This window comes from Micromonospora parva, from assembly GCF_040649675.1.
In the GTDB taxonomy this organism is placed as follows: Bacteria; Actinomycetota; Actinomycetes; order Mycobacteriales; family Micromonosporaceae; genus Micromonospora; species Micromonospora parva.
In genome coordinates, this window is sequence record NZ_JBEZFX010000002.1 from 236,061 (window position 1) to 256,575 (window position 20,515).

19 protein-coding genes and 1 pseudogene are annotated in these 20,515 nt (G+C 68.9%); 13 read left to right on the forward strand and 7 right to left on the reverse strand.

The window, feature by feature from the left end:
* Nucleotides 1-42 precede the first annotated feature (42 nt).
* From AB0C03_RS06290 to AB0C03_RS06315, 6 genes and pseudogenes are all read left to right on the forward strand, one after another.
* Nucleotides 43-966 (forward strand): annotated as a pseudogene (locus AB0C03_RS06290) (ABC transporter ATP-binding protein); the annotation flags it as partial.
* 122 nt (nucleotides 967-1,088) lie between these two features.
* The gene (locus AB0C03_RS06295; protein WP_357634890.1) at nucleotides 1,089-2,714 is read left to right on the forward strand and encodes an ABC transporter permease; all 1,626 of its coding nucleotides are present in this window, start codon (nucleotides 1,089-1,091) and stop codon (nucleotides 2,712-2,714) included.
* A gap of 189 nt (nucleotides 2,715-2,903) precedes the next feature.
* A complete protein-coding gene (locus tag AB0C03_RS06300) occupies nucleotides 2,904-3,845 on the forward strand; it encodes an endonuclease domain-containing protein (protein WP_357634892.1) in 942 nt (313 codons plus the stop codon).
* Between the two features lie 257 nt (nucleotides 3,846-4,102).
* Complete coding sequence (locus AB0C03_RS06305) at nucleotides 4,103-4,735, forward strand: restriction endonuclease (protein ID WP_357634895.1); 633 nt, start codon at nucleotides 4,103-4,105, stop codon at nucleotides 4,733-4,735.
* Between the two features lie 114 nt (nucleotides 4,736-4,849).
* Nucleotides 4,850-6,283 carry an AbeC-like domain-containing protein gene (locus AB0C03_RS06310; RefSeq protein ID WP_357634898.1) on the forward strand — a complete coding sequence of 478 codons (1,434 nt, stop codon included), beginning with the start codon at nucleotides 4,850-4,852 and terminating at the stop codon, nucleotides 6,281-6,283.
* 52 nt (nucleotides 6,284-6,335) lie between these two features.
* The gene (locus AB0C03_RS06315) at nucleotides 6,336-6,674 is read left to right on the forward strand and encodes a hypothetical protein (protein WP_210857908.1); all 339 of its coding nucleotides are present in this window, start codon (nucleotides 6,336-6,338) and stop codon (nucleotides 6,672-6,674) included.
* A gap of 147 nt (nucleotides 6,675-6,821) precedes the next feature.
* Here the strand turns inward: AB0C03_RS06315 and AB0C03_RS06320 are convergent, their stop codons facing one another.
* Complete coding sequence (locus AB0C03_RS06320) at nucleotides 6,822-7,463, reverse strand: Crp/Fnr family transcriptional regulator (protein WP_247680830.1); 642 nt, start codon at nucleotides 7,461-7,463, stop codon at nucleotides 6,822-6,824.
* Nucleotides 7,464-7,677: 214 nt separating this feature from the next.
* On the reverse strand, nucleotides 7,678-8,202 hold the full coding sequence (locus AB0C03_RS06325; protein WP_357634901.1) for a Pycsar system effector family protein: 525 nt from the start codon (nucleotides 8,200-8,202) through the stop codon (nucleotides 7,678-7,680).
* Nucleotides 8,203-8,370: 168 nt separating this feature from the next.
* On the opposite strand from AB0C03_RS06325, the gene AB0C03_RS06330 reads away from it, so the two are divergent.
* The 4 genes from AB0C03_RS06330 to AB0C03_RS06345 all read left to right on the forward strand — a co-directional run bounded on the left by AB0C03_RS06330 (nucleotide 8,371) and on the right by AB0C03_RS06345 (nucleotide 13,029).
* On the forward strand, nucleotides 8,371-9,159 hold the full coding sequence (locus AB0C03_RS06330; protein WP_357634904.1) for a nucleotidyl cyclase domain-containing protein: 789 nt from the start codon (nucleotides 8,371-8,373) through the stop codon (nucleotides 9,157-9,159).
* Between the two features lie 572 nt (nucleotides 9,160-9,731).
* Entirely contained in the window at nucleotides 9,732-11,426 is a 1,695-nt protein-coding gene (locus AB0C03_RS06335; RefSeq protein WP_357634907.1) for a hypothetical protein, read from the forward strand.
* A 13-nt stretch (nucleotides 11,427-11,439) separates the two neighbouring features.
* Nucleotides 11,440-12,312, forward strand: coding sequence for a hypothetical protein (locus AB0C03_RS06340; RefSeq protein ID WP_357634910.1), 873 nt, complete (start codon nucleotides 11,440-11,442; stop codon nucleotides 12,310-12,312).
* A gap of 147 nt (nucleotides 12,313-12,459) precedes the next feature.
* Nucleotides 12,460-13,029 carry a carboxymuconolactone decarboxylase family protein gene (locus AB0C03_RS06345; protein WP_357634912.1) on the forward strand — a complete coding sequence of 190 codons (570 nt, stop codon included), beginning with the start codon at nucleotides 12,460-12,462 and terminating at the stop codon, nucleotides 13,027-13,029.
* A 261-nt stretch (nucleotides 13,030-13,290) separates the two neighbouring features.
* Here the strand turns inward: AB0C03_RS06345 and AB0C03_RS06350 are convergent, their stop codons facing one another.
* Nucleotides 13,291-13,584 carry a DivIVA domain-containing protein gene (locus AB0C03_RS06350; protein WP_357634914.1) on the reverse strand — a complete coding sequence of 98 codons (294 nt, stop codon included), beginning with the start codon at nucleotides 13,582-13,584 and terminating at the stop codon, nucleotides 13,291-13,293.
* Between the two features lie 315 nt (nucleotides 13,585-13,899).
* Between AB0C03_RS06350 and AB0C03_RS06355 the strand changes: the two genes are divergently transcribed.
* Complete coding sequence (locus tag AB0C03_RS06355; RefSeq protein ID WP_030327471.1) at nucleotides 13,900-14,142, forward strand: winged helix-turn-helix domain-containing protein; 243 nt, start codon at nucleotides 13,900-13,902, stop codon at nucleotides 14,140-14,142.
* 22 nt (nucleotides 14,143-14,164) lie between these two features.
* Here AB0C03_RS06355 and AB0C03_RS06360 read toward each other — a convergent pair whose 3' ends face one another.
* Entirely contained in the window at nucleotides 14,165-15,013 is an 849-nt protein-coding gene (locus AB0C03_RS06360; RefSeq protein WP_357634918.1) for a hypothetical protein, read from the reverse strand.
* Between the two features lie 283 nt (nucleotides 15,014-15,296).
* Here AB0C03_RS06360 and AB0C03_RS06365 point away from each other — a divergent pair, with 283 nt between their 5' ends.
* Both AB0C03_RS06365 and AB0C03_RS06370 read left to right on the forward strand, forming a co-directional pair.
* On the forward strand, nucleotides 15,297-15,746 hold the full coding sequence (locus AB0C03_RS06365) for a ribonuclease domain-containing protein (RefSeq protein WP_387221647.1): 450 nt from the start codon (nucleotides 15,297-15,299) through the stop codon (nucleotides 15,744-15,746).
* 82 nt (nucleotides 15,747-15,828) lie between these two features.
* On the forward strand, nucleotides 15,829-16,194 hold the full coding sequence (locus tag AB0C03_RS06370) for a barstar family protein (protein ID WP_357634921.1): 366 nt from the start codon (nucleotides 15,829-15,831) through the stop codon (nucleotides 16,192-16,194).
* 505 nt (nucleotides 16,195-16,699) lie between these two features.
* On the opposite strand, the gene AB0C03_RS06375 is transcribed toward AB0C03_RS06370, so the two are convergent.
* The 3 genes from AB0C03_RS06375 to AB0C03_RS06385 form a co-directional block, all read right to left on the reverse strand.
* Complete coding sequence (locus AB0C03_RS06375; RefSeq protein ID WP_030327476.1) at nucleotides 16,700-18,193, reverse strand: FAD-binding oxidoreductase; 1,494 nt, start codon at nucleotides 18,191-18,193, stop codon at nucleotides 16,700-16,702.
* A 150-nt stretch (nucleotides 18,194-18,343) separates the two neighbouring features.
* Nucleotides 18,344-19,069, reverse strand: a complete 726-nt coding sequence (locus AB0C03_RS06380; RefSeq protein WP_030327477.1) for an HD domain-containing protein — start codon at nucleotides 19,067-19,069, stop codon at nucleotides 18,344-18,346.
* 83 nt (nucleotides 19,070-19,152) lie between these two features.
* Nucleotides 19,153-20,508, reverse strand: a complete 1,356-nt coding sequence (locus tag AB0C03_RS06385) for a pectate lyase family protein (protein ID WP_210866063.1) — start codon at nucleotides 20,506-20,508, stop codon at nucleotides 19,153-19,155.
* Nucleotides 20,509-20,515 lie beyond the last annotated feature (7 nt).

Here is a 20,515-nt window from a genome sequence, read left to right on the forward strand (position 1 = left end):
CAGTGAGGGTGGTCGACGAAGCAGCCAACAGCAGGAGGGGCCATGCCCGTCATCTCCATCGGCAACCTGGTCAAGACGTTCGGCGCCATCCGGGCGCTCGACGGGCTGGACCTGCACGTCGAGCGGGGGGAGGTGCACGGCTTCCTCGGCCCCAACGGCTCGGGAAAGTCCACCACCATTCGCATCCTGCTCGGGCTGCTCCGCCGCGACTCCGGCGACGCCCAGGTGCTCGGCGCCGACCCGTGGCGCGACGCGGTCCGCCTGCACCGCCGGCTGGCGTACGTGCCGGGAGACGTCAACCTCTGGCCCAACCTCACCGGCGGGGAAGCCATCGACCTGCTCGGTCAGCTGCGCGGCGGCCTCGACCGGCGCCGCCGCGACGAGTTGCTGCACCGCTTCGACCTGGACCCGACCCGCCGCTGCCGCACCTACTCCAAGGGCAACCGGCAGAAGGTCGCCATCGTCGCCGCCTTCTCCTCCCCGGTGGAGCTGTACGTGCTCGACGAACCGACCTCCGGTCTCGACCCCCTGATGGAGGCGGTGTTCCAGGACGAGGTCCGGCGGGTCAAGCAGGCCGGCGCCACAGTGCTGCTCTCCAGTCACGTGCTCGCCGAGGTCGAGGCGCTCTGCGACCGGGTCAGCATCATCCGCGAGGGCCGCACCGTCGAATCCGGCACCCTCACCGAGCTGCGCCACCTCACCCGCACGGCGGTGACCGTCGAGACCGCCCGCCCGGTCACCGGCCTGGACGCGCTCCCCGGCGTGCACGACGTGCACGAGGTCGACGGCCGCACCCACCTGGAAGTGGAGCCCGCCCACCTCGACGAACTGCTCGGGCACCTCATCGGCTTCGGCGTCCGCGCGCTGACCAGCACGCCACCCACCCTGGAACAGCTCTTCCTGCGCCACTACGGCGACGCCTCCGCCGCGGCTGCGGCGTCGGCCGATGGTCCCGCCGACCGTGCCGGGTCGGCTGGTGCTCCTGGCACGGGTGCTGGGCCGGCCCACGGTCCTGCCGCGGGTGCTGCTCCGGCCGGCGAGGGCTCGCACGCCGACACGCAGGCCGACGTACCGCAGGCGGGTGCCCGGTGAGCGCCCTCACCGGCACGACCCGGCTGGCCCGGCTCGTCCTGCGTCGCGACCGGATCCGCCTGGCCATCTGGATCCTCGGCACGCCCCTGCTCGGCTACGCCCTCGCCGGCAGCGTCGCCGGCATCTACCCGGACCAGGACGCCCGGCTGGGCTACGCCACCACGTCGGCGTCCAGCCTGGTCGCCCGCGCCTTCAACGGCCCCATCCACGGCACCGACCTCGGTGCGGTGGTGGTCGCCGAGACGTACGTGACGCTGGCCCTGATCGTCGCGCTGCTGAGCACCTTCGCGGTGACCCGGCACACCCGCCAGAACGAGGAGACCGGCCGCGCCGAACTGCTCGGCGCCAACGTCGTCGGCCGGTACGCGCCGCTGACCGCCGCGCTGCTCGTCATCGTCGCCGCTAACGCACTGGCCGCCGCGCTGCTCGCGGTCGCGCTGGTCGGTGCCGGTCTGCCGCTCGCCGGTTCCGTCGCGGCAGCGGCAGCGATCGGCGGCGTCGGGGTCGCCTTCACCGCGATCGCCGCCGTCACCGCCCAACTCTCCGTCACCGCGCGCGGCGCCAACGCGCTCGCCGCCGCCACCGTCGGGCTCTCCTTCGTGCTGCGCGCCGCCGGCGACGTGCTCGGCGAGCAGAGCGCCGACGGCACCCGGGTCCGCAGCGCCTGGCCGTCGTGGATCTCCCCGCTCGGCTGGGGCAACCAGGTCCGCGCCTTCGACGGCGAACGCTGGTGGGTGCTCGCCCTGCCCGTCGCGCTGCTGCTCGCCGGGGTGGCGCTGGCGTACGCCCTCGCCGAGCGACGCGACCAGGGCGCCGGGCTGATCGCCCCCCGACGCGGCCCGGCGACCGGCGCGCCACTGCTGCTCAGCCCCACCGGGCTGGCCTGGCGGACGCAGCGCGGCACGCTGCTCGGCTGGGCCGTCGGGGTGGCCGCGCTCGGCCTGCCCATGGGTGTCGCCGCCGATGAGTTCAACGACATGATCGACGCGAACCCGGCCGCCGCCGAAGCGATAAACGCGATGGGCGGCGGGGACGACCTGATCAAGGCGTACCTGACCGCGATGCTCGGCCTCTTCGCGCTGACCATCGGCGCGTACGTCGTGCAGGCCCTGCTCCGGGTCCGCGGCGACGAGGCCGACGGGGTGTTGGAGGCCGCCCTCGCGACGGCGGTCAGCCGCACCCGCTGGCTCGGCACCCAGGTGCTCGCCGCGACGCTCGGCGCGGTGGCCCTGCTGCTGCTCGCCGGCGTGACCACCGGCCTCGGCTACGGCATCGTCATCGGCGACCCGCTCGGGCAGGCCGTCGAGCTGGGCGGCGCCGCGCTGCTGCGCCTGCCCGCCCTGCTCGTGGTCGCCGGGGTGGTGACCGCGCTCTTCGGGCTGCTGCCCCGCTGGTCGGTGGTGCTGTCCTGGATGGCGCTGCTGGTCTTCCTGCTCCTCGGGCAGCTCGGCGCGGTGTTGGAGCTGCCGCAGGCCGCGCTCAACGTCTCGCCGTACACCCATGTGCCGGCCGTGCCCGCCGTTCACCCGGCGGCGCTTCCCCTGGTGGTGCTGGCGGCGGTGGCCGTGGCCCTGCTCGCCGTCGGCGTGGCCGCCTTCCGCCACCGCGACGTCCCGTCCTGAGCCGGCGTTTCGTGATCGTTGGCGGCTCAGCGACTCGACACGCCGACGCCAGCCCTCCTCAACTGCCACCGATCACCTGACGTAGCACACCTGGGCCGTGGTGGGGCGTTGTGCACAGGGTGGCGGCTGTCCACAGAGGGCCTGCTGGTGTGGTTGCGGAGGGCTGGGTGGGGCTTCACGGTTCTGTGCGTGAACCTGGTGCTTCGGGAACTCGTCGAACGTGGCGCGGGGCTGGTGACGTTCGGGGCGGCCGGGCAGGTGGTGCCGTCGTGGACGGTTCGGCAGGCTTGTCGCAACGGCGAATTGGTCCGGGTGCTGCCCGAGGTGTTCGTGGCGGCGCACCTCGTCGGTGGGCGACCCGGTGTCCCGGTCCTGAGTCGACTCGACAGTGCCCTGAGTCTGCGGGCTGCTCTCGCCTGGGCTGGCGGAAACGGCGCGCTCAGTCATCTCAGTGCGCTCGCCGTGTGGGGGTTGCACCCGCAGGCGGTCGGTGACCTCGTGCACCTGAGCGCACCAGCGAGCAGCGGTCTGCGCAGTCGGCCTGGAGTGATCGTCCACCGACGCCGGAGCCTCACCATCGAGCCGCCGCAGGTGGTCGTCCGGCGAGGGCTGAGGGTCACCCGCCTCGAACAGTCGCTCGTCGACTCCTGGCCGACGTTGCCGCCCGCCGACCGGCGGACGCCGGTGATCCGAGCGGTCAACGACCGGCTGACCACACCCGAGCGGTTGTCGGCAGCACTGGAGCGGGTGCCCAAGCTGATCGATCGGGCGGCGTTCCGGCATCTGCTGACGAGGCTTGCCGACGGCTGCCGCAGCCCGTTGGAAATCTGGGGGCACGAGCACGTCTTCACCGGGTCCGGAATGCCGGCGTTTCACCGGCAGGTGCCGGTCCGTGTCGGGCGGCGCACGGTGTACCTCGACATGTTCGCCGAGCGGGAACGGGTCAACATCGAACTCGACGGGGCGACCATCCACGGCAACCCACGCCAGCGGGAGATCGACCTGCGCCGCGATGCCCTCCTGGCGGCGATCGGAATCCTGGTGGTCCGCTTCGCCCACCGCCGCCTCGTGCACGAGGTCGACGAGGTGCGCCGGGAAACCCTCGCCATCCTGGCGACCCGCCGGACCTGACGGGGTCCTCTGCGGGCGGGGTGTCCTGGCGGGCCGAGCCTGCTTGCGCTCATCCCACCATCGAGCGCGCCGACGCCGTCAGTGGTGCAGCGACAGCGGTTGTGTCGCACGCGGCCGCCACACTGGGGCTTCCTCGACCGGGGAGGTGCCTCGTGCCGTACGTCAGGTCACACACCAGGAAGGGCGGCGCGCGAGTTCGGGCGCACTACCGACGGCGGCGCGCCGGCAGTGTTCGGCACAGGTCGACGGTCCGCCGCGTGGCCGGTGGCGGCGGCTCGGCCAACGGCTGGCTGCTGGCGCTGGGTGCCGTCATCGCCTTCGTGCTCCTGCGCGCGGTCGTCGACGTCGTGCGCCGCCATCCATACTGGACCGCGCTGCTGGTGAGCGTCGTCGTCGCGACGGCGGTCGCGGTGGTTGTCATGGTGTCGACGCAGCGGGCCCGCGAGCGGGCCGACCAGGCCCAACGGGACCGGTTGATAGCGGTGACCGACACGATGAGCGGCCCCGAGTTCGAGCAGTGGTTCGCCCGGCTCCTGGTCGCCTCCGGGTTCCGCGACGTGCGGGTGTGCGGCGGCTCCGCCGACCGGGGAGCCGACGTCACCGCGGCAGCCCCCGACGGCCGACGGGTCGTGGTGCAGTGCAAGCGGCAGAGCGTCACCAACCGGGTGGGCAGCGCCGCGATCCAGCGGTTCGCCGGCACCTGCCGGGTGATCCACGGTGGCGAGATCTGCCTGCTCGTGACAAACAGTTTCTTCACCGCCGGCGACGGCATCCAGATGGCCCGACAGCTCAACATCGACCTCATCGACCGGCACGCGTTGCAGATGTGGGCCTGGACGGGGATTCCCCCGCTGCGGTCCGGTACTGAAAGATCGAGGACAGCGAATTGACAGGGCGGGAATTACTGTCTCGACATGGCACCGTCAATTCCCAGAAGTGTCAGTGCGAAAGACGTTGCCGACCCACTGAGCGGCCGTAGCGGCGGAGGGTCGACGCTGCCCTCGGTGCCGAAGGACCTGGCCAGCCGGCAGATGTGCTGCGCCATGCATCTGCGTCCGCCGCTGGCGGCACAGGTGTTGCTGCTGTACAGCCTCGACAACCCGAAGGCATGGTGTCCCTCTTTCGGGGTGGACGCGGTTGCGCTGGTGCGCCACGCCCAGGCGGCCGACACCCATTGGCGGAGGCTGTACGACGCGGTCGCGATGACGCGTTACGCGCTACTCGGTCTGGTCGGGCTGGGCATCCTGCTCCTCTGGCGTGACGGGCCGGTGACGGCGCTGCTCACGCTGCCGCTCATCGCGGTGGCGTGCGGGGTCGGCTGGCGCACCACCTTCCTCAGCCTCCAGGAGACCCGCGCGGCGGCGATCGGCGCCATGGCGGAGGAGGAGGCGCTGGCCGCCCAGGCGCCAGAGGTCGAGTCCGAGCTGGAGGACGAGCTCGCCGCCCTGCAGGACGCCAACATGATCGTCTTCGAGGTTGCCGCGGACAACCCGTTCGTCGGCAGCGGCACCGAGATCGGCCGCTGGGCCCTGCCACCCATCGACGTCAGCCGCGGTCGAGAAAAGAATCAAGACGGCACGCGACCACCCGCGACCTTCTCCATCCGCGACCTGCACGACGATCTGATCCGGCTCGCCCGGTCACGGCTCGGGCTCAGCGACATCGAGGTCACCAAGCGGATCTACGTGCGGGGGGACGTGCTGCCGGATTGTGAGGGGTTGTTCCACCCTGACGAGGTACGCCCGCCGTCCCGACTGGAAACGTCCTGGGTTGATCTGGGCAGCGACGCGCCGGGGGAGCAGGCCAGGACGTACGTATGTCTGGCGAAGAGTCTCGTCGGTGGCCAGATCGTCGTCACCCTCTTCGCCCGCTACACCCTCGACCAGGGCATTCTGTCCTGCGAGTTCGCCGCCTTCGTGCTGCCGCCCGTCCGTCGCGACTCCGCGCCCGCCACCGGTTTCTACGGCCTGTTCGGGGAGGATCTGAGCCCGCTGCACGGGCGCTCGACCACCTCGGCCCTCGCCCTCGCGGCGTGGCGCACCTACCTCGCCCAGCTGTTCCTGCGCGCGGACCGGGGCATCGACCTAGCCGAGGCGCACGAGGAACGGGCGCAGCATCACTACGAGGCGCTCCAGGAAGGGCGGCGCTACGACTACGGGGCGCCGTTCAGCGCCCGGGAACTCGCGGCCAGCACGAGCATCGAGAGCTATTTCGAAGTCGCCGATGTGCGCGACTGTCTGTTGCGGATGCAGCGCGGAGTGATCGACTGTCTGGTCGCGTTCCTGACGGACAAGGGCATCGACACGTCCGAGATAGCCGCCGGAAAGCAGCGGATCATCAACAACATCACCAACATCGGAGAGGTGTCCGGCCGGGGCAACATCTTCGGAAGCCACGGACGCGTGACGAATGTCGATCGCGACGACCAGACGGACTGATCGGTTGGTGTCCCGCAGACCCGGTCAGCGGGCGACCCGGAAGGACGAGTCAGTGAGTCAGTTCAACTTCAGCGGCGACATCAACGGTGAGGCGAACGTCTTCGGTGACCACGCGCAGGTGCACAACCGGAGCAACGATTTCAGTCGAGGCTCGGACCTTTCCGGGCTCGTCGCTGCCCTGGTCGACGAGATCGCGAAGCACCGGACGGAGGTTCGTGAGGCCGAACGGCTGACCCAGTTGGCGAGCACGGCTGCGGCGTACGCCGCCGAGCCCCGCCCCAACGTGGAGGGCATCCGCGGCCTGCTACCGGCCCTGCTGGCAGGCGCCGGAACGGTGACCGCCGTCGCCGACGCCGTGCTGCGCGTCTCCCAGGCCGTCAACAGCCTGTAGCGGATGTGAACGTCGCCCTGGCGGCCTCAACCGGCGAGCACGAGGGAGGCGCGCCCCAGTCGGCAGGGTGAGGTGGCGGTTCGGCTGGACCGGATGATCGACCGCTCGGCAGCTCGGGTTGGCCGGTGTCGGTGAGCCGCACGGGGGTCAGTTGGCACCTGCAGACCAGTGTGGACCGCTGTCTCCCAGGTGGCCGACACGTTGCAGCTGCGCCAGATCGTGAACGACGATCTGCCGGTAGCCGGTCCGAATGACTCCCGCGTGCCGCAGTTCGCGGAGGGCCTTCTCGACCGTAGGCTCCGCAGCACCGCAGAGTGACGCCAACTCCGGCTGAGTCAGCGCCACACCGACGGTGCGTCCGTCGCTGATGGGCTCACCGTGCGCCGTCGAGAGCTCGGCCAGAACGCGTGCCAGGCGGATCTTTGCCGGGTAGGCGGTGAAGTCGACTCGGCGGCGGTTCGCCCACCGGAAGCGCGCCGCGGTGGTCCTCGCCAGGGCAAGCGCCGCCTCCGGCTGGTCGTGTAGAAATGGATACCACTCTCGCTTGTAGATGACGGTGACCAATCCCGCACCGCACGTCGTGACCGTCGCCGTCCGTGGGGTGTCATTGAGCGCGGAGATTTCGCCGACCAGGTCACCGGAGACCCGGATCGCCAAGAGCGTTTGACGGCCATCTGCCATGTTGACGGTTACCTTTGTTACGGCTTCCCTGAGCAGTACCAAGTGATTACCGGTGGTTCCCTCCCGCAAGATGTGGTCCCCGGCTTTAACCGAGACGGTTGTTCCCAACGTGAGAAGGCTGGCTCTTGTCTTCGGGCTGAGACACGCGAGCAGCGTGCCAGGAGGCCAGCGAAGGCTAGTCGGCGGCTGCTCGTAGTCGCGTCGCACCTCAGCACCCCGTTCGTCGGCGGGCAACCCTGCTCATGTCGGATGAGGCACGGGCAGTCAACGGATGCAAGTATTTCTGATTGCGGATCCTGGGAGAAGGCCCGCACTGCCTCTTTCAATCGCTCATCAGGGCAATGGCCAGCCAAACTGCGGCGGCGCAACTCGCCACCACGCTCCATGGCACAGCCGCCTGCACCCGCCGGTGCTTCCTGAGTGCGATGTTCGCGAGAACTGTTGCCAGAGACCATGCTTCGATGGCCTCCCGACCCGCGTCGAGGCGTGGCGGCTCGATGCGGGCGGTCGGCTGCGCTGGGAACCCGAACCTGTTGGGCGAGCGGGGGCCGGACGTCTGTGGTCGGAAACCGATGGCGAGGTGTCGCGCCGCGATCAGGAGAGTGATCACGAAGAGCGAGCCGACCCCGGAGACGACGATGGACAGGACGGGGGAATCCATGAGGTGGGAGACCGCGGGCGCCTTGCTGACAATGAGCGCCACCACCGAGCCGTGGAAGGCGAACAGCCGAGAGATCTTGGCATCGGCGTGTCGGATGGCGTCCTGGTGTAGTCGGGTCGCGGCGAGTGCCCGATCTACCTCCATGTCGGACCGGCGGTGTTTCACATGGCGCGATGAGGTGGTCATGCATCCAGTGAAGGCAACGGGGTGCCGTCGACGTCCGTAGGAATATGGGATCTCGCGTATCCGACACATGCTCAGCTACTTCCTGACAACCCGTACTTCGACGGGTTTCCCACGGCTGGCCATCGCTATAAGTGACATGACCAGGAGCGCCGAGCGTGCGGAGGCAAAATGGCAACGCTGCAGCCAGACCGCAGATTGATCATGTTCGTCGACATGGAGAGCTACAGCCGGCACGACGACGCCGGCCAGATCAACGCCCAGATGAACTTCCGCCCGCTCATGCGAAGGGCGGCCGAGCAGTGCGGCCTGGACCGGGACGGCTGGGAGATCCAATCATCCGGGGATGGGGAACTCGCGCTCTTTCCCCTCGGGACGCCCGAGCCTCGGCTTGTTGCCGACCTCGTACCCGCCATCGACCGGATCCTCCGCGACCACAATCGCGATGCCGGCGCGCATGCGCAGGTGCGGATGCGGGTCGCGTTCCATCAGGGACTTGTGACGAGGACCGAGAACGGTTACGCCGGATCAGCAGTGGTGACTGCGGCTCGCCTGGTGGAGGCGCCCGCGCTGAAGGAGGCGTTAGCCTCGTTCCCCGAGGCGGCGGTAGCGATGATTGTGTCTTCAACGATCTATCAGGACGTGGTGAGCCAGTCGTACAGCGGGATACGGAAGGAGCGTTACGGTCGGGTCAGCGTTCGCGTCAAGTCGTTCGGCGATGAGGCCTGGATCTTCATTCCCGATGAGAACGTCAACGCGGCGCCAATCGCATCTGTCGACGCCTCGACACCAGCCCCTCGGCCTGACCTGGGCGGAACCGAGCGAGCCGGGGCCGAGCCGACGAGTGGCAGCCGATTCGCCTTCGGCTCGGTAGTCAACCACGGTCCGAGCGTCTTCGGTGACCATGGCCGAGCGTGGGGCACGGGGGATGCACAAGCTCATCGGCAGGGGCGACAGTGAGCCCGGAGTCCGCAACAGGGGCGGTGCAGGCGGGTGCGCCGGCGGTCGAGCCAGCCGCCGATTCGGCTGCGCCGGCTGCGCCGCAGAGCCCAGATTCAGCGGAGTCGCGAGCTGTTCCAGAGCAGGGTACGCAGCGCGAGGCGACCTCGGGCGATAGAGGCCATCGCGATTCGGAAGGCCCGACAGATGTATCCGACGAGCGTAATGATGATCGCGACTCGCCCGACGATTTCATTCGCGCCAATCCCACCCTTCGCTCCTTCACGTCACGCAGGGGCAGTGGGTTCCGGATCGAGGACTTGAGCAACGCTGGTCCCAGTGCGTTCGGCGATCGGGCGACGGTCATCGGAAATCTGAATCTAGGGCAGGGCAACTCGAAGCCGAGGTTCTTCGCCGACCGAATCAGCGACCTGACCGCGAGGCGTCACACCTTCGTGCGCCCAGCCCACTTCGGTGAGTTGCAGGATCGGTTGCGTCGTTACCCGGTAGTGGGACTTGCTGGACCAGTGGGCAGCGGTCGTTCGACGGTCGCATGCGTCGCTCTCGCAGAGCATATTGGATCCGACGAGGTCATGGAGATCGTGATGCCTCCCGGATTGGACGACGTCCGATTGATCCGTGAGCAGCCCGATTTTCTGGAGAAGGGTGTTGGTTACATCATCAAGGTTGGCGGTCGGCAGGTCCGGAGCGCCGTCCGATCTATCGAGGCGGCGTTTCACGAGAACGAATGTAGCGGGGTCATAATTCGTGACACGGAGGAGTCCGAGGCGTCCCTCCATCGGGCGGAGGTGTTCCACCACTCATCAGTCTCGCGCGTAGAGGTCTTCCGTCAGCATCTCTTGTATTACCTCAGAGAGAAATGCGTTGGCAACTGCATCGATTGTGATCGCAGTTGCGGGAGAGCGTACACGGTCCAGATGATCACGCCAGAGGTGAGCAGGTTAATTGATTTGCTGACGAGACCGGGTGAGTGCGTCCTGCACGCGGAAACGATCGCGCGTGAACTCCCGGCAGACGCTCATGGTTTCGTTGCGCTGCTGCCATCTGAGAACAAGCGGTACCGCGATAAGGCGCGGCAGATCCTCTTGCTGCCCGACGACAAAGAACCGGTTTTTCAGAACAGACCCGCACAACATAGACGAGCGCTGCGGATTGCCTACGCTGTGTTCGCTGGACAATCCATGGCGCGGGTTTCAGAGGGTGCTGGTCTGCTGCTCGGAAAACTCGATCGACTCTTCAATGAGCCGGCCATCGGCCGACCCGCACTGCTCAACGACATGCCGGCCCTGCTGGGTCAGGAACTCGGAGCTGACTGGCACGACAGAGCCACGGAGGGAGAGTCTCCGCATACGAAGGCGAGAGTGGCCCATATAAAGCCCGAGATGGTGAGGGCGATCCTCGACGTTGCCTGGAACGATTTCGACAACACCCGTCCGGCCCTCATCGAATGGATCGACGAACTCGCCGCCCATCCCGCCCCAGGGTTCAGCAACTGCGCCGCCGTCGCCGCCGCGATCTTTGCCACTCATGACTTTGAGCAGGTCTACGAGGAGGTGATTCGGCGATGGGCGAGGGATCGAAGGCGCGGGAGGCGGAAGGCAGCCGCAGCTGCCATGGCTTCCGCCGCAAACCTCGACGGTGCGGTGCCGATTGGCTTGACGGTGAGCTCTCAGGTCAGGGCAGACGTGGGTAAGAAGCTCGAATGGCTCGCCCACTCCAGGTCGGCGTTCGAACGAGACACCGCAGCGATGGTGTGGGGGATGGGCTACACGCCACGGCACCCCTTCCAGACCGCACGCGCCCTCACTGCCGTGGCAGCAAATGCCAACGCGTCGTCCATCTGGACCGTCACGGACGCGATCGATAATCTGTCTCGAAAGTATGGCAGCGCATGGACGATCAACGTCCTTTCCTGGTGGCTCGAAAGCGACGGCGTGACTCTCCGCGCTGGTGCCACCCTCGCCTTCCTGAACTGGCTGGAGGAGCCACTCACCGAGCGAGTTGATCAGCTCGTGGCTCTCCTGGAGGCCCAGCCATCCATGGTCGATCGAGTGGCCACGCTGTGGCGAGTCGTACTCCTCGATCCCGGATGCTCCGTCGCCGCGTGGCGGCGCCTCGCGGCTTGGTTACGCAGTGGTGCCAGCGACGCACGACTCAGGGAGCCGGTCCGAGCGCTCGCGATGAGGCTTGCCGCTGAACCCGCGATCCGCTCCCGGCTGAACTACTGGCTCTCCAAGGCTCCAACGACATCCACTTCCCTCGCCTGATCCAGGAGCCACTGTGACCGCCGATAACCAGATTCCTCCCCAATCTGAACCTCCCCAGGGCGCCGGCCCCGTTCGCCGCCTGCTGACCCATTTTCGAGCGGCGTTCAGCTATTGGGACCGACCGCCGGCACCCGACCTCACCCAACGCCGCCGCCACCCCAGGCCGGTCATCGTGCCAGCTCGGGGTCATGTTTTCTCGTTCGAAATACACGTGGCTCTCACCTGGTACTCGGAAGGTTTGAGGGAGGATCAGCTCGGCGCGTGGTCACTGCAGTTCGCGGACCTCGCCCGTCGCGACGTCGAACACAAGGCGGCGGACCTCGCTCGACATTTCCATCCTCACCAGGCAGGCGCCCTGGAGATTCAGCTCAACCGTGAGCTTTCTCGCGGTCGTCGACGTTACGAGCGTCAGGGTGTCGTATTGCACTGCAGGCCAGAGGTGCGGGTGAAGCTCGACGAGGACGTGAAGGCAGAACTCCGGCACGTCCACCTGCAGCGGCTCCGGGAAGAGAGCGAACACGAGCTGCGGATTCGGCGGATCCAACTGACCGACCAGCTGACTCAACGCTGGGTCGCTCTGATCGATCGGCTACGCCTGAGCCCACTGGCGCCCGCGGCCCTCCGCCTCACCGACCAGGAGCTTGCCAACGTCCTCGACCAATTCGTCCTCAAGGAGGAACGGTCAAACGTCGAGCGTCTGGCGGCCCTACTGGAGGAAGCCCTGCGCCGTAGCGGCCGTGTCGGGCAGCCCTTGGAAGAGCACGAGGCCGCAGAAATCATCAAGCTTCTCGACGACATCCTCCGGGACGAGGCGACCGCGACTCCTGAGGCTTCCGAGATGAACGGAAACGGTCGGCAGGCAGCACCGCCAGCGGGTAGGCCGTGATAGAAGGTCGGACGGGAATGCCCCGAAGCCGACGTTGGAGACCGCGCTCAGCGCGGGCAGCGTTCGACCCTCTGCGCACGGCCGTTTTCCCGACAGCGTCCGCAGCCGCAACGGCGTACCGTCCGGGTCCGAACAGGGAGGAGCCGGATGAGTTTCCTACGGCAGGCAGAGCGGTCCCCGGACACCGAGCGGATGTTCGACACCGACACAAAGGCGATGGGCTACCTGCCCAACTACACCAGGTTGTTCGCCCACAACCCGGCGGTGTACCTGGCGTGGCAGCAGCTCAACGGCGCGGTGAAGGACGGGATGGAGCTGCGCCGCTATGAGTTGGCGACCCTCGCCGCGGCCCGGGCCCTCAGGTCCTCCTACTGCGGTCTGGCACATGGGAAGTTTCTGCGCGACAAGTTCTTCGACGCGCCGACTGTCGCCGCCATCGCGTCGGACCACGGCAGCGCCGGTCTCTCCGCGCAGGAGGTCGCCGTCGTCAACTTCGCCGGCAAGGTCGCGGCGGATGCGAACTCCGTCACCGAGGCCGACGTTGAGGACCTGCGCGCTCACGGTCTCGATGACACGGACATCTTCCGCGTGATCCTCACCGTTGGCGCCAGATGCTTCTTCAGCACCGTCCTCAGTGCTGCCGGGGCCGAGCCCGATCCGCAGTACCAGGAGAGCCTGGACGCGGATCTGCGGCAGGCGCTGAGCTTCGGCGGGTAGGCCCAGCGAGACGCACCCTGCCCGGAGTTGACGCAGCGGGTGCCGGAGCGCGGCGAAGGCCGGCGAGTTGGACGAAGACCTCGCGTCTGGCTGTCGCGTTACCTCGGCGGTTGAGGACGTAGCCGGTCAACCAGACCCAACCCTCGTACGTCGGCTGGTCGCAGACCGAGACGACGCGGAAGGTCAGCGCGCGATCCCCGGCGAACTGCACCGATGCTCGGCCGTCGATGACGAGCAGGTCGCCGGGGCAGGGGTGCGTGGTCACCAGTGGCCGGAGTTGCGGCCCTGCTCCTGGGCCGGCGGGCACTCCCGCGCGTGCATGGTCTGCCAGTCGCGCAGCGCCCGCTTGATCCGGTCGTTCTCCTGGCTCAGCAGCCGTACCGTCTCGTTGAGCATGGCCAGCTCGTCGGCCAGCCGGGCCTGGAACTCGCGTACCTCATCGGGGTCGACGCCGCGCCGGCGTGCGGCGAACTCGCGGGTCCGCACCTCGTGCGGCGTCAACCGGCCTGGGTAGCCGGCGGGGTAGGGCTGGCCACCTCGATACACCTGAGCCACGGCGGTCCTCTCTGAGGGCAGGCGGGAGCGCGGAAGGTCCGTGCGGTGGGTCGGGAAGGGCGGGCCGTCCGCGCGGGGGCCGCGGGCGACCCGCCCGCTCCGCCGCCGCAGCCCCATTCGGCGGTACGACAGCAGAGCAGTCCGGTGGGTCGGGACGGGCACACGCACCCGCCCCGACCAGGGGATGAGCCGAACTCGTTGCCACGCGAGGAGCAGCTCTTGCATAACCATATATGCCTAAGTTGTCGGTCGCAACGCATAGTTGTCTCGCTGGTGCGTGTCGTGATCAAATTGGCGTGCCACGCAAGGAGTGCCATGCCACAGACACCGGACTACATCCGGATCTCGGACGAGATCATCGGGGACCTGCGCAGCGGGAAGGTCAAGCCGGGGGACAAGCTGCCCTCGATCGCTGACATGTCTGATCGCTTCGACGTCAGTTCATCAACAATCCAAATGGTCTACGTCCGTCTGGAAGCGTTGCGGGTGATCCGGAGGCATCAGGGCAAGGGCATCTTCGTGACCGACCCGAAGACCTGGATGCGGGAGCCGAGGTAACGAGCCTGCTCGCCGGGCTGCCTCAACCCGGCAGGTCACCACCGGTGTCGAGGCCACTCGGTCGGGGTGCGACGGTCGGCGACGCGAACTGACCCTGCTGCGGGCGGCGGCGCTGGGCCAGCAGTTCGTCGATCCACCGCACGGCGTCGCGCTGTCTGCTGAGCATGTGCTGGCGCGCGGTGGCCAGGTCCGGGTCGCCGCCGGCCACCGCCAGGTGGTCGTCCAGGATCGCCACCCACTGGCGGCTGAGTTCTTCGGCGTACCGCGCCTGCCGCAGGTGCTCTTCGAGGCGGCATTCGAGGGTGACCAGCCGGTCGATCTGTGGCTGAACGGCTCGCCTGATGTGCTCGTCGAGCCGGACGGCGACGTCCGGCGCGCAGCTGACCTCAAGGTCGCCCCGCTGGTAGCGCCAGGGTCCCTGCGCGGCGAGCGTCTGTTGCAGGTGCATCTCCAGCTCCGCCGCGCGGTGGGGGGCCAGCTCCCGGGCGGCGTCGGCGGCGAGCCGGGTGAGGCGCTGGATCGCCTGCGGCATGAAGTAGTCGGCGTACCAGGTCAGCACCTCGGCGCGCAGGCTGACCGTCGACGACCAGGCGAACGTCGCACGGATGTGGAAGGAGTACACGTAACCCTGGGCGGGCACCACGATCTGCCGGGGCGCGGTGCGCTGCTCGATGAGCGGGCCGGACGGCGTCGCGGGCGCGGCCAACCCGACCGGCTCCTCGTCCTGGAGGGCCGCCACCAGTCGATCCCAGTTTCGCGCCCACCACCGCCAACTGCGGACGCTCGTGTCGCGGGTGGCGGTGAGGCCGCGGATTGCCCAGTGCCGCCGCGGCTCCGCCGGTCTCGGCCTGCCGTCGGGGGCGTCGGACATACCACCCCTCCCTGGTCACGGATTCGCATCCCACGCTAACAACGGGTAACCGATCTGGTCGCCGCCACGCCGACGTGACGCCGCGGCGAAGCGGTCACACCCATTCGGGCCCGGGGGTACGACGGGGGCCGGGCCTCCGGAGGGGAGAGGGTCGTCCGGGGTTCACCGAGCATTGTGGCGACGTTGGGGCGGCAAGGGCTGTCGCCGTCGATCGGCAACGGTGAGACTGGTCCTGGTCCGACAATCACGCGGATCGATGGATTGGATGGTCTGGAGGCAGCCTGTGTCCACCCTCGTGTCCCCGCTGGCCACGCTCGGCGCGATCCGCCGGCGTACCACCAGCGTCGCCCTGCTCCTCGCCATGGTCGCCGCCGCGCTGGTCGGCCCGTCCGTGGTCGCCCCCCGGTTGACCGACCCGGCGTCGGCGGCGGTCTACAGCTCCTGCACCATGAGCCGCTGCGCGGACGCCCGCACCGCCCGCTCGGGCTGGTCCGCCAAGGGGTTCCCGACCAGCCGTGGCTGGTACTCCTGGAGCGGCGGGAAGTCCAATTTCGCCGGTGGCCAGTTCTACAACTACGAGGGTCAACTGCCCACCAACGCCACCTACTACGAGTACGACGTCTACCCGCGAACCCAGGGCGCCGCCCGGGACGCGTACCGGATCGTGGTGAACCGCAGCACCGGGGTCACCTGGTTCTCGCCCAACCACTACACCGACTTCTACCGGCTCTGACCGGCCCGGGCGTCGGCCGGTCGTGTCTTCGCGGCCGGCCGACCACGCGGTTTCGGTGCCCGCCAGGACCAGGAGGCACGTGATGGCCGACCATGACGACAGGCGATGGCCGGACTGGTTGACGGTGTCCCGTGCCGGCGCGCAGGAGGTGCCGGACGCCGTGGTGCTGCGCGGTGCGGCCACCCGGACCCGGCCCGCGCTCTTCGCCGCGCTGGCCGACGCGCTGGCCCTGCCGACCCACCTCGGACACACCTGGGACGCCCTCGCCGACGCGCTCCGGGATCGGCTGGACGCCGGACCGCTTACCCTGGTAGTCAGCGACGCCGGTCAGTTGCTCGTCGACGAGCCGGCCGAGCAGTACGCCCTGCTGCTCACCGTGCTCGGCGACCTCGCCACCACCGCGCCCCACCCGCTGCGCGTCGTCCTCGGCGAGGTCTTGCCCTTCTGATCGCACCTCCCGCCGACTCTCCCGCCTCGCGGTGGGCCGGCTGTCATTCGCAGAGTCGACGGCGTCTCACCGTGGGTGACGGCGTCTGGAGGCGCATGGTCGGCTGAGCGATATGACCCAGAGGTATAAATATGACTCTGAGGTATGTCGCGCGTCAGCGACACCGCCCCGCGCCGCCGCCCGTGCTGGAGGGCAAACCTGGGCTAAGCGCTGGGGGCGCTCGCCGAGCGGCTCACCACGCAGGGCCGGTACGGCGAAGCGGTTCAGGTGGCGTTGACCGCCGTGCACCTGGCCGAACGGAACATCAACGAGGCGGTACGCCGGTTCGAGCTGTTCCGCGCCGACCTCGGCCGGAAGTTGGGCGTCGCCCCCGGACACTTCTCCTTTGTCCTTTGCTCTGCACCCACGGAGGCGACAGTCACCGTCCGTAGTGGGTGCGCCCATGGGTGCAGAGCAAAGGACGCGCATGAGGTGAGGTGAGCCGAGCGGGGCGCGATGAGGCCGGTCAGTGCGTCGCGGGCGGGATGCTCTGCTCGTACTGGAAGACGTTGTGCGGGTCGTACTTCGCCTTGATCTTGCGCAGTCGGGGGAAGTTGCGCCCCCAGTAGGCCTTCTCCCACTCGGCCATGCCGATGTTCGGCACGTTGACGTAGGCGCCGTCCACATAGGGGCGCAGCGCCTGGCTGAACTCGGCGATCCAGGTCTGCGCGATCGGGGTGACGGCGTCGTCGCTGTCGGGTTCGCCTCGGGTGCCCCAGCCGACGCCGGGCTCGGAGTAGAAGAGCGCGTCGCGGTGCGGGAAGGCCGCGCCGCCGAACGGCTCCTGCCGCTGCGCCCCGCGCCCGAAGGCCTGGGTGAAGAAGTTGCTGTCGGGCGAGGGCGCCTTCTCCATGAACGCCTGGACGATGCTGACCGCCTTCTCCGGGAACGGTTCCCGGGTGAACTGGGAGAAGAACTTCCACTTCGCCGGCTCGTCCTCGTTGGGGATCTGGAAGCCGGCGTAGACGTCGCCCCAGCCGCCGGTCTGCACGGTGACAGTGGGGTTGCCGATCGACAGGATCGGCGCCAGCAGCTTCCTGGCCTCTGCCTCGGAGCCCTCCGCGAGCACCGCGAACAGCAGGATCTCATCCGGGTGGACCTCGACCTGGCTGCCGAGCCGGGGGTCGGTGAACGGTGCGAGGCGTTGCCAGGCGTCGAAGACCTCGTGCAGGTCGCCGAGACCGGGCCAGGTCACCTGCAGGTAGGCGACGCTGGTCAGCGGAGCGACCTGATAGGTCAGCGAGGTGACGATCCCGAAGTTGCCGTTGCCCGCGCCGCGCAGCGCCCAGAGCAGGTCCGGGTAATTCCACGGGTCCACCTCGAGCACCTTCGCCCCGTCGGCGCCCGCCGCCACGACGATCTCCGCGCCGATCAGGTTGTCGCAGGCCATCCCGAGGTAGCGGGTGAGGAAGCCGAAGCCGCCGCCGAGGGTGGCCCCGGAGAGGCCCACGGTCCCCTCCGTGCCGGTCGTCGCGGCGAGGTCGTGCTCCCCGAGGGCGGTCACCGCCTCCGACTGGTTGAGCCCCGCGCCGAGCTTCGCCGTGCGGCTGGCGGTGTCGATGTGGACGTCCTTCAGCTCACTGACGTCGATCACGATGCCGTTGTCGACGTTCGACCAGCCTTCCAGGTTGTGCCGGCCACTGCGTACCCGCAGCGCGACGTCGTGCTGCCGCGCCCAGGTGAGCGCGTTGACCACGTCCTGGGTCTCCTGCGCGAAGACGATGACCAGCGGATAGTGCACGAACAGCTCGTCCCAGCCGAGGCTGGCCTGCGCGTAGTCGGGGCTCTGCGGTCGGACGACACGGCCGGTCAGCTGCGCCGGTGGGTACTTCGTGTCCGCGGGCCACCCGGGACCATCGGCCGCGTTCGCCGAGCTGCCAGCGATCACGCTCGGGATAGCGACCGCTCCGGCGCCGACGGCTGTGGCTCTGAGCAGATCCCGACGGGAAAGGTCGCGCATGATCCAAATCCTCTCGATTGGTGGCGCGCCCGAAAGATGAACCACGAGGGGATATACCGCTCATCTGGCGCAAACCAACCGTAATGCCCGAGGCTTCCCGGTAGACCTGAGAACTTGTCACGGAACCCGGTCGGGTGATCAGGGGACGGGTCAGTTCGGCGCGGGCTGGTCCAGGATGGCGCTGAACCGCTCCTCGGCCAGGTCGAGCTGGCCGAAGATGTGCCGCTTCACCGCCAGCGACAACGGGGTGTCGGGTCGGCCGATCAGGTCCCGGAAGAGCGGCACCAGCGGACGGTACTTCCGGGCCGACGAGATCACCTTCGGCCCCACCGTGTGGATCACGCCAACCCCGTTGTCGGTGAAGTCCGATACCTTGATCACCCGGGCCCAGGGCTCGCGCTCCAGGCTGACCGCCAGGTGCTCCCGGTACTGCGCGTTGCGGTCCCGCTCGGGGTCGTACACCGGATTGGTGACCGCGGCGACCAGGGTGGCCACCCGTGGCCCGAACCGCGCGGCGAGCGCGGCCAGCGCGGCCCCGGTCGGGTCGGCCCCCGGGTCACCGTCGGCCAGCTCCGCCGGATGGTCCTCGACAGCGTCGTGCAGCAGGCCGGCGACGATCACGTCCACGTCCCGCACCTGGTAGTGGTGCATCAACCGGATCGCCACCCGCAGCAGGTGGTTGAGGTACGGCTCGCGGACGCGTCGATCGTCGCGGTGCAGGTCGGCGGCGAGGTCGAGCGCGGCGGTCAGCCGCGTCCGGGCAGCGTCGTCGAACTGCTGGACCTCCAACCGGAAACGTTCCAGCAGGCCAGGTTCGCCGTGGATCTCGGTGATCGCGTGCATCGGCATGCTGCCCAGGTGCGGCGGGAATTCCATGCGTCACTTATAGCCGATCTTCTCCGCATCGATGAGCCCCTAAGTCGCCGACCCGACCGCGAGTCGCCCGCGCGCCGAGCCGCTCAGATGGGCAGCCGGTCGGCGCCGGCGAGCGGGCCCACCAGGACGGGGACCAGCGGTGCGGGCAGGACGGGGTCGCGGCGCAGGGTGGGCGTCCAGCCCGCGTCCGCGGCGAGGTCGGGGTCATGGGTCGCGTTGTACGCCGCCAGCAGGTCGACCGGTCGCGCCACGCCACCGCCCTGGCGCACCCAGGAACCCCGCTCGGTCACCGCGGTGCCACCCCAGTCGTAGAGCAGGTCGGCCGGGTCGACCGGCGCGTCCAGTGTGAAGAAGTTGTTCTGCGCGTAGATCGCCGACTGGACACCCACGCCGAGCGCGTACTGAAAGTCGTCCCCACCGAGCCGGTAGTGGTTGTTGTAGACGTCGACCTGCCCGAAACGGACCCGGGGCAGCCGTTGCACGACACCGTCGAAGAGGTTGTGGTGCAGGGTGACCCGCAGCCGGCCCACGTCCGGGCCCACGGTGTTGGACGATCCGATCAACAGCAGCTTGTCCCGACCGGAGAAGCGGTTCCAGGAGGCGGTGACCAGGCTGGCGGTGTGAGTGACGTCCAGCGACCCGTCATGCACCTGGTAGGGCCGACCGAAGTACACCGGCTGGGCGCTGTCCGGGTTGTCGCCGTCGGTGAAGGTGTTGTGGTCGACCCAGACGTTCTCGCTGCGGCGTACCGAGATCTGGTCGTACTGGCTGTTCCAGTTGCCGGCCTCGCCGTCGGTCGGTGACCATGCCGGGAAGCAGTCCCGGGCGTCGACGAGGGTGAGGTTACGGACGATCACGTTCGACGCCCGGTCGATCATGAGGGTGAGCCCGGTCAGCCGTGCGCCGCGCAGCCCGACGATGGTGGTGTTCGGGCCGACGTTGATCTGGGTCTGCCGGGTCTGGTTGGCCACCGAACGCACCCGCGCCTCCTCCAGCGGCCCACTCGGCGCCACCCGACCCCACACCGCCGGGTCGTACGCGGCCAGGTAGGCGTCCAACCGGTACCCCGGGTCGGCCAGGTCGGCGCAGTCCAGCGCGGTGCCGTCCGGCCCTTCGAAGCCGTCGATGGTGCCGTCGACGTAGATCAGCTTCGGAGTGGCGTCGGCGGCGTTGCTGGCGTTGTCGCCACCCAACGCGGCGACGAGTTCGGCCCGGTTGTGGACCACCCGGCTCCGCTCGGGGGTGGCCGCCGAGCCGCCGGTGGTGCCCGGTCCGTCGGCCGCCCAGCCGTCCCGCGCGGGCAGCGCCTGCCGGCCGAGGTGCCGGGCCGTCCAGGAGAGCCGGTCGGCGGACGGAACGTCCGGGCTCGCCACGGCGGCGGCCGGGGCGGCACCGAGGAGGACGGCGATCACGGTGGCGCCGCCGAGGATTCTGCGCATCGGCTCT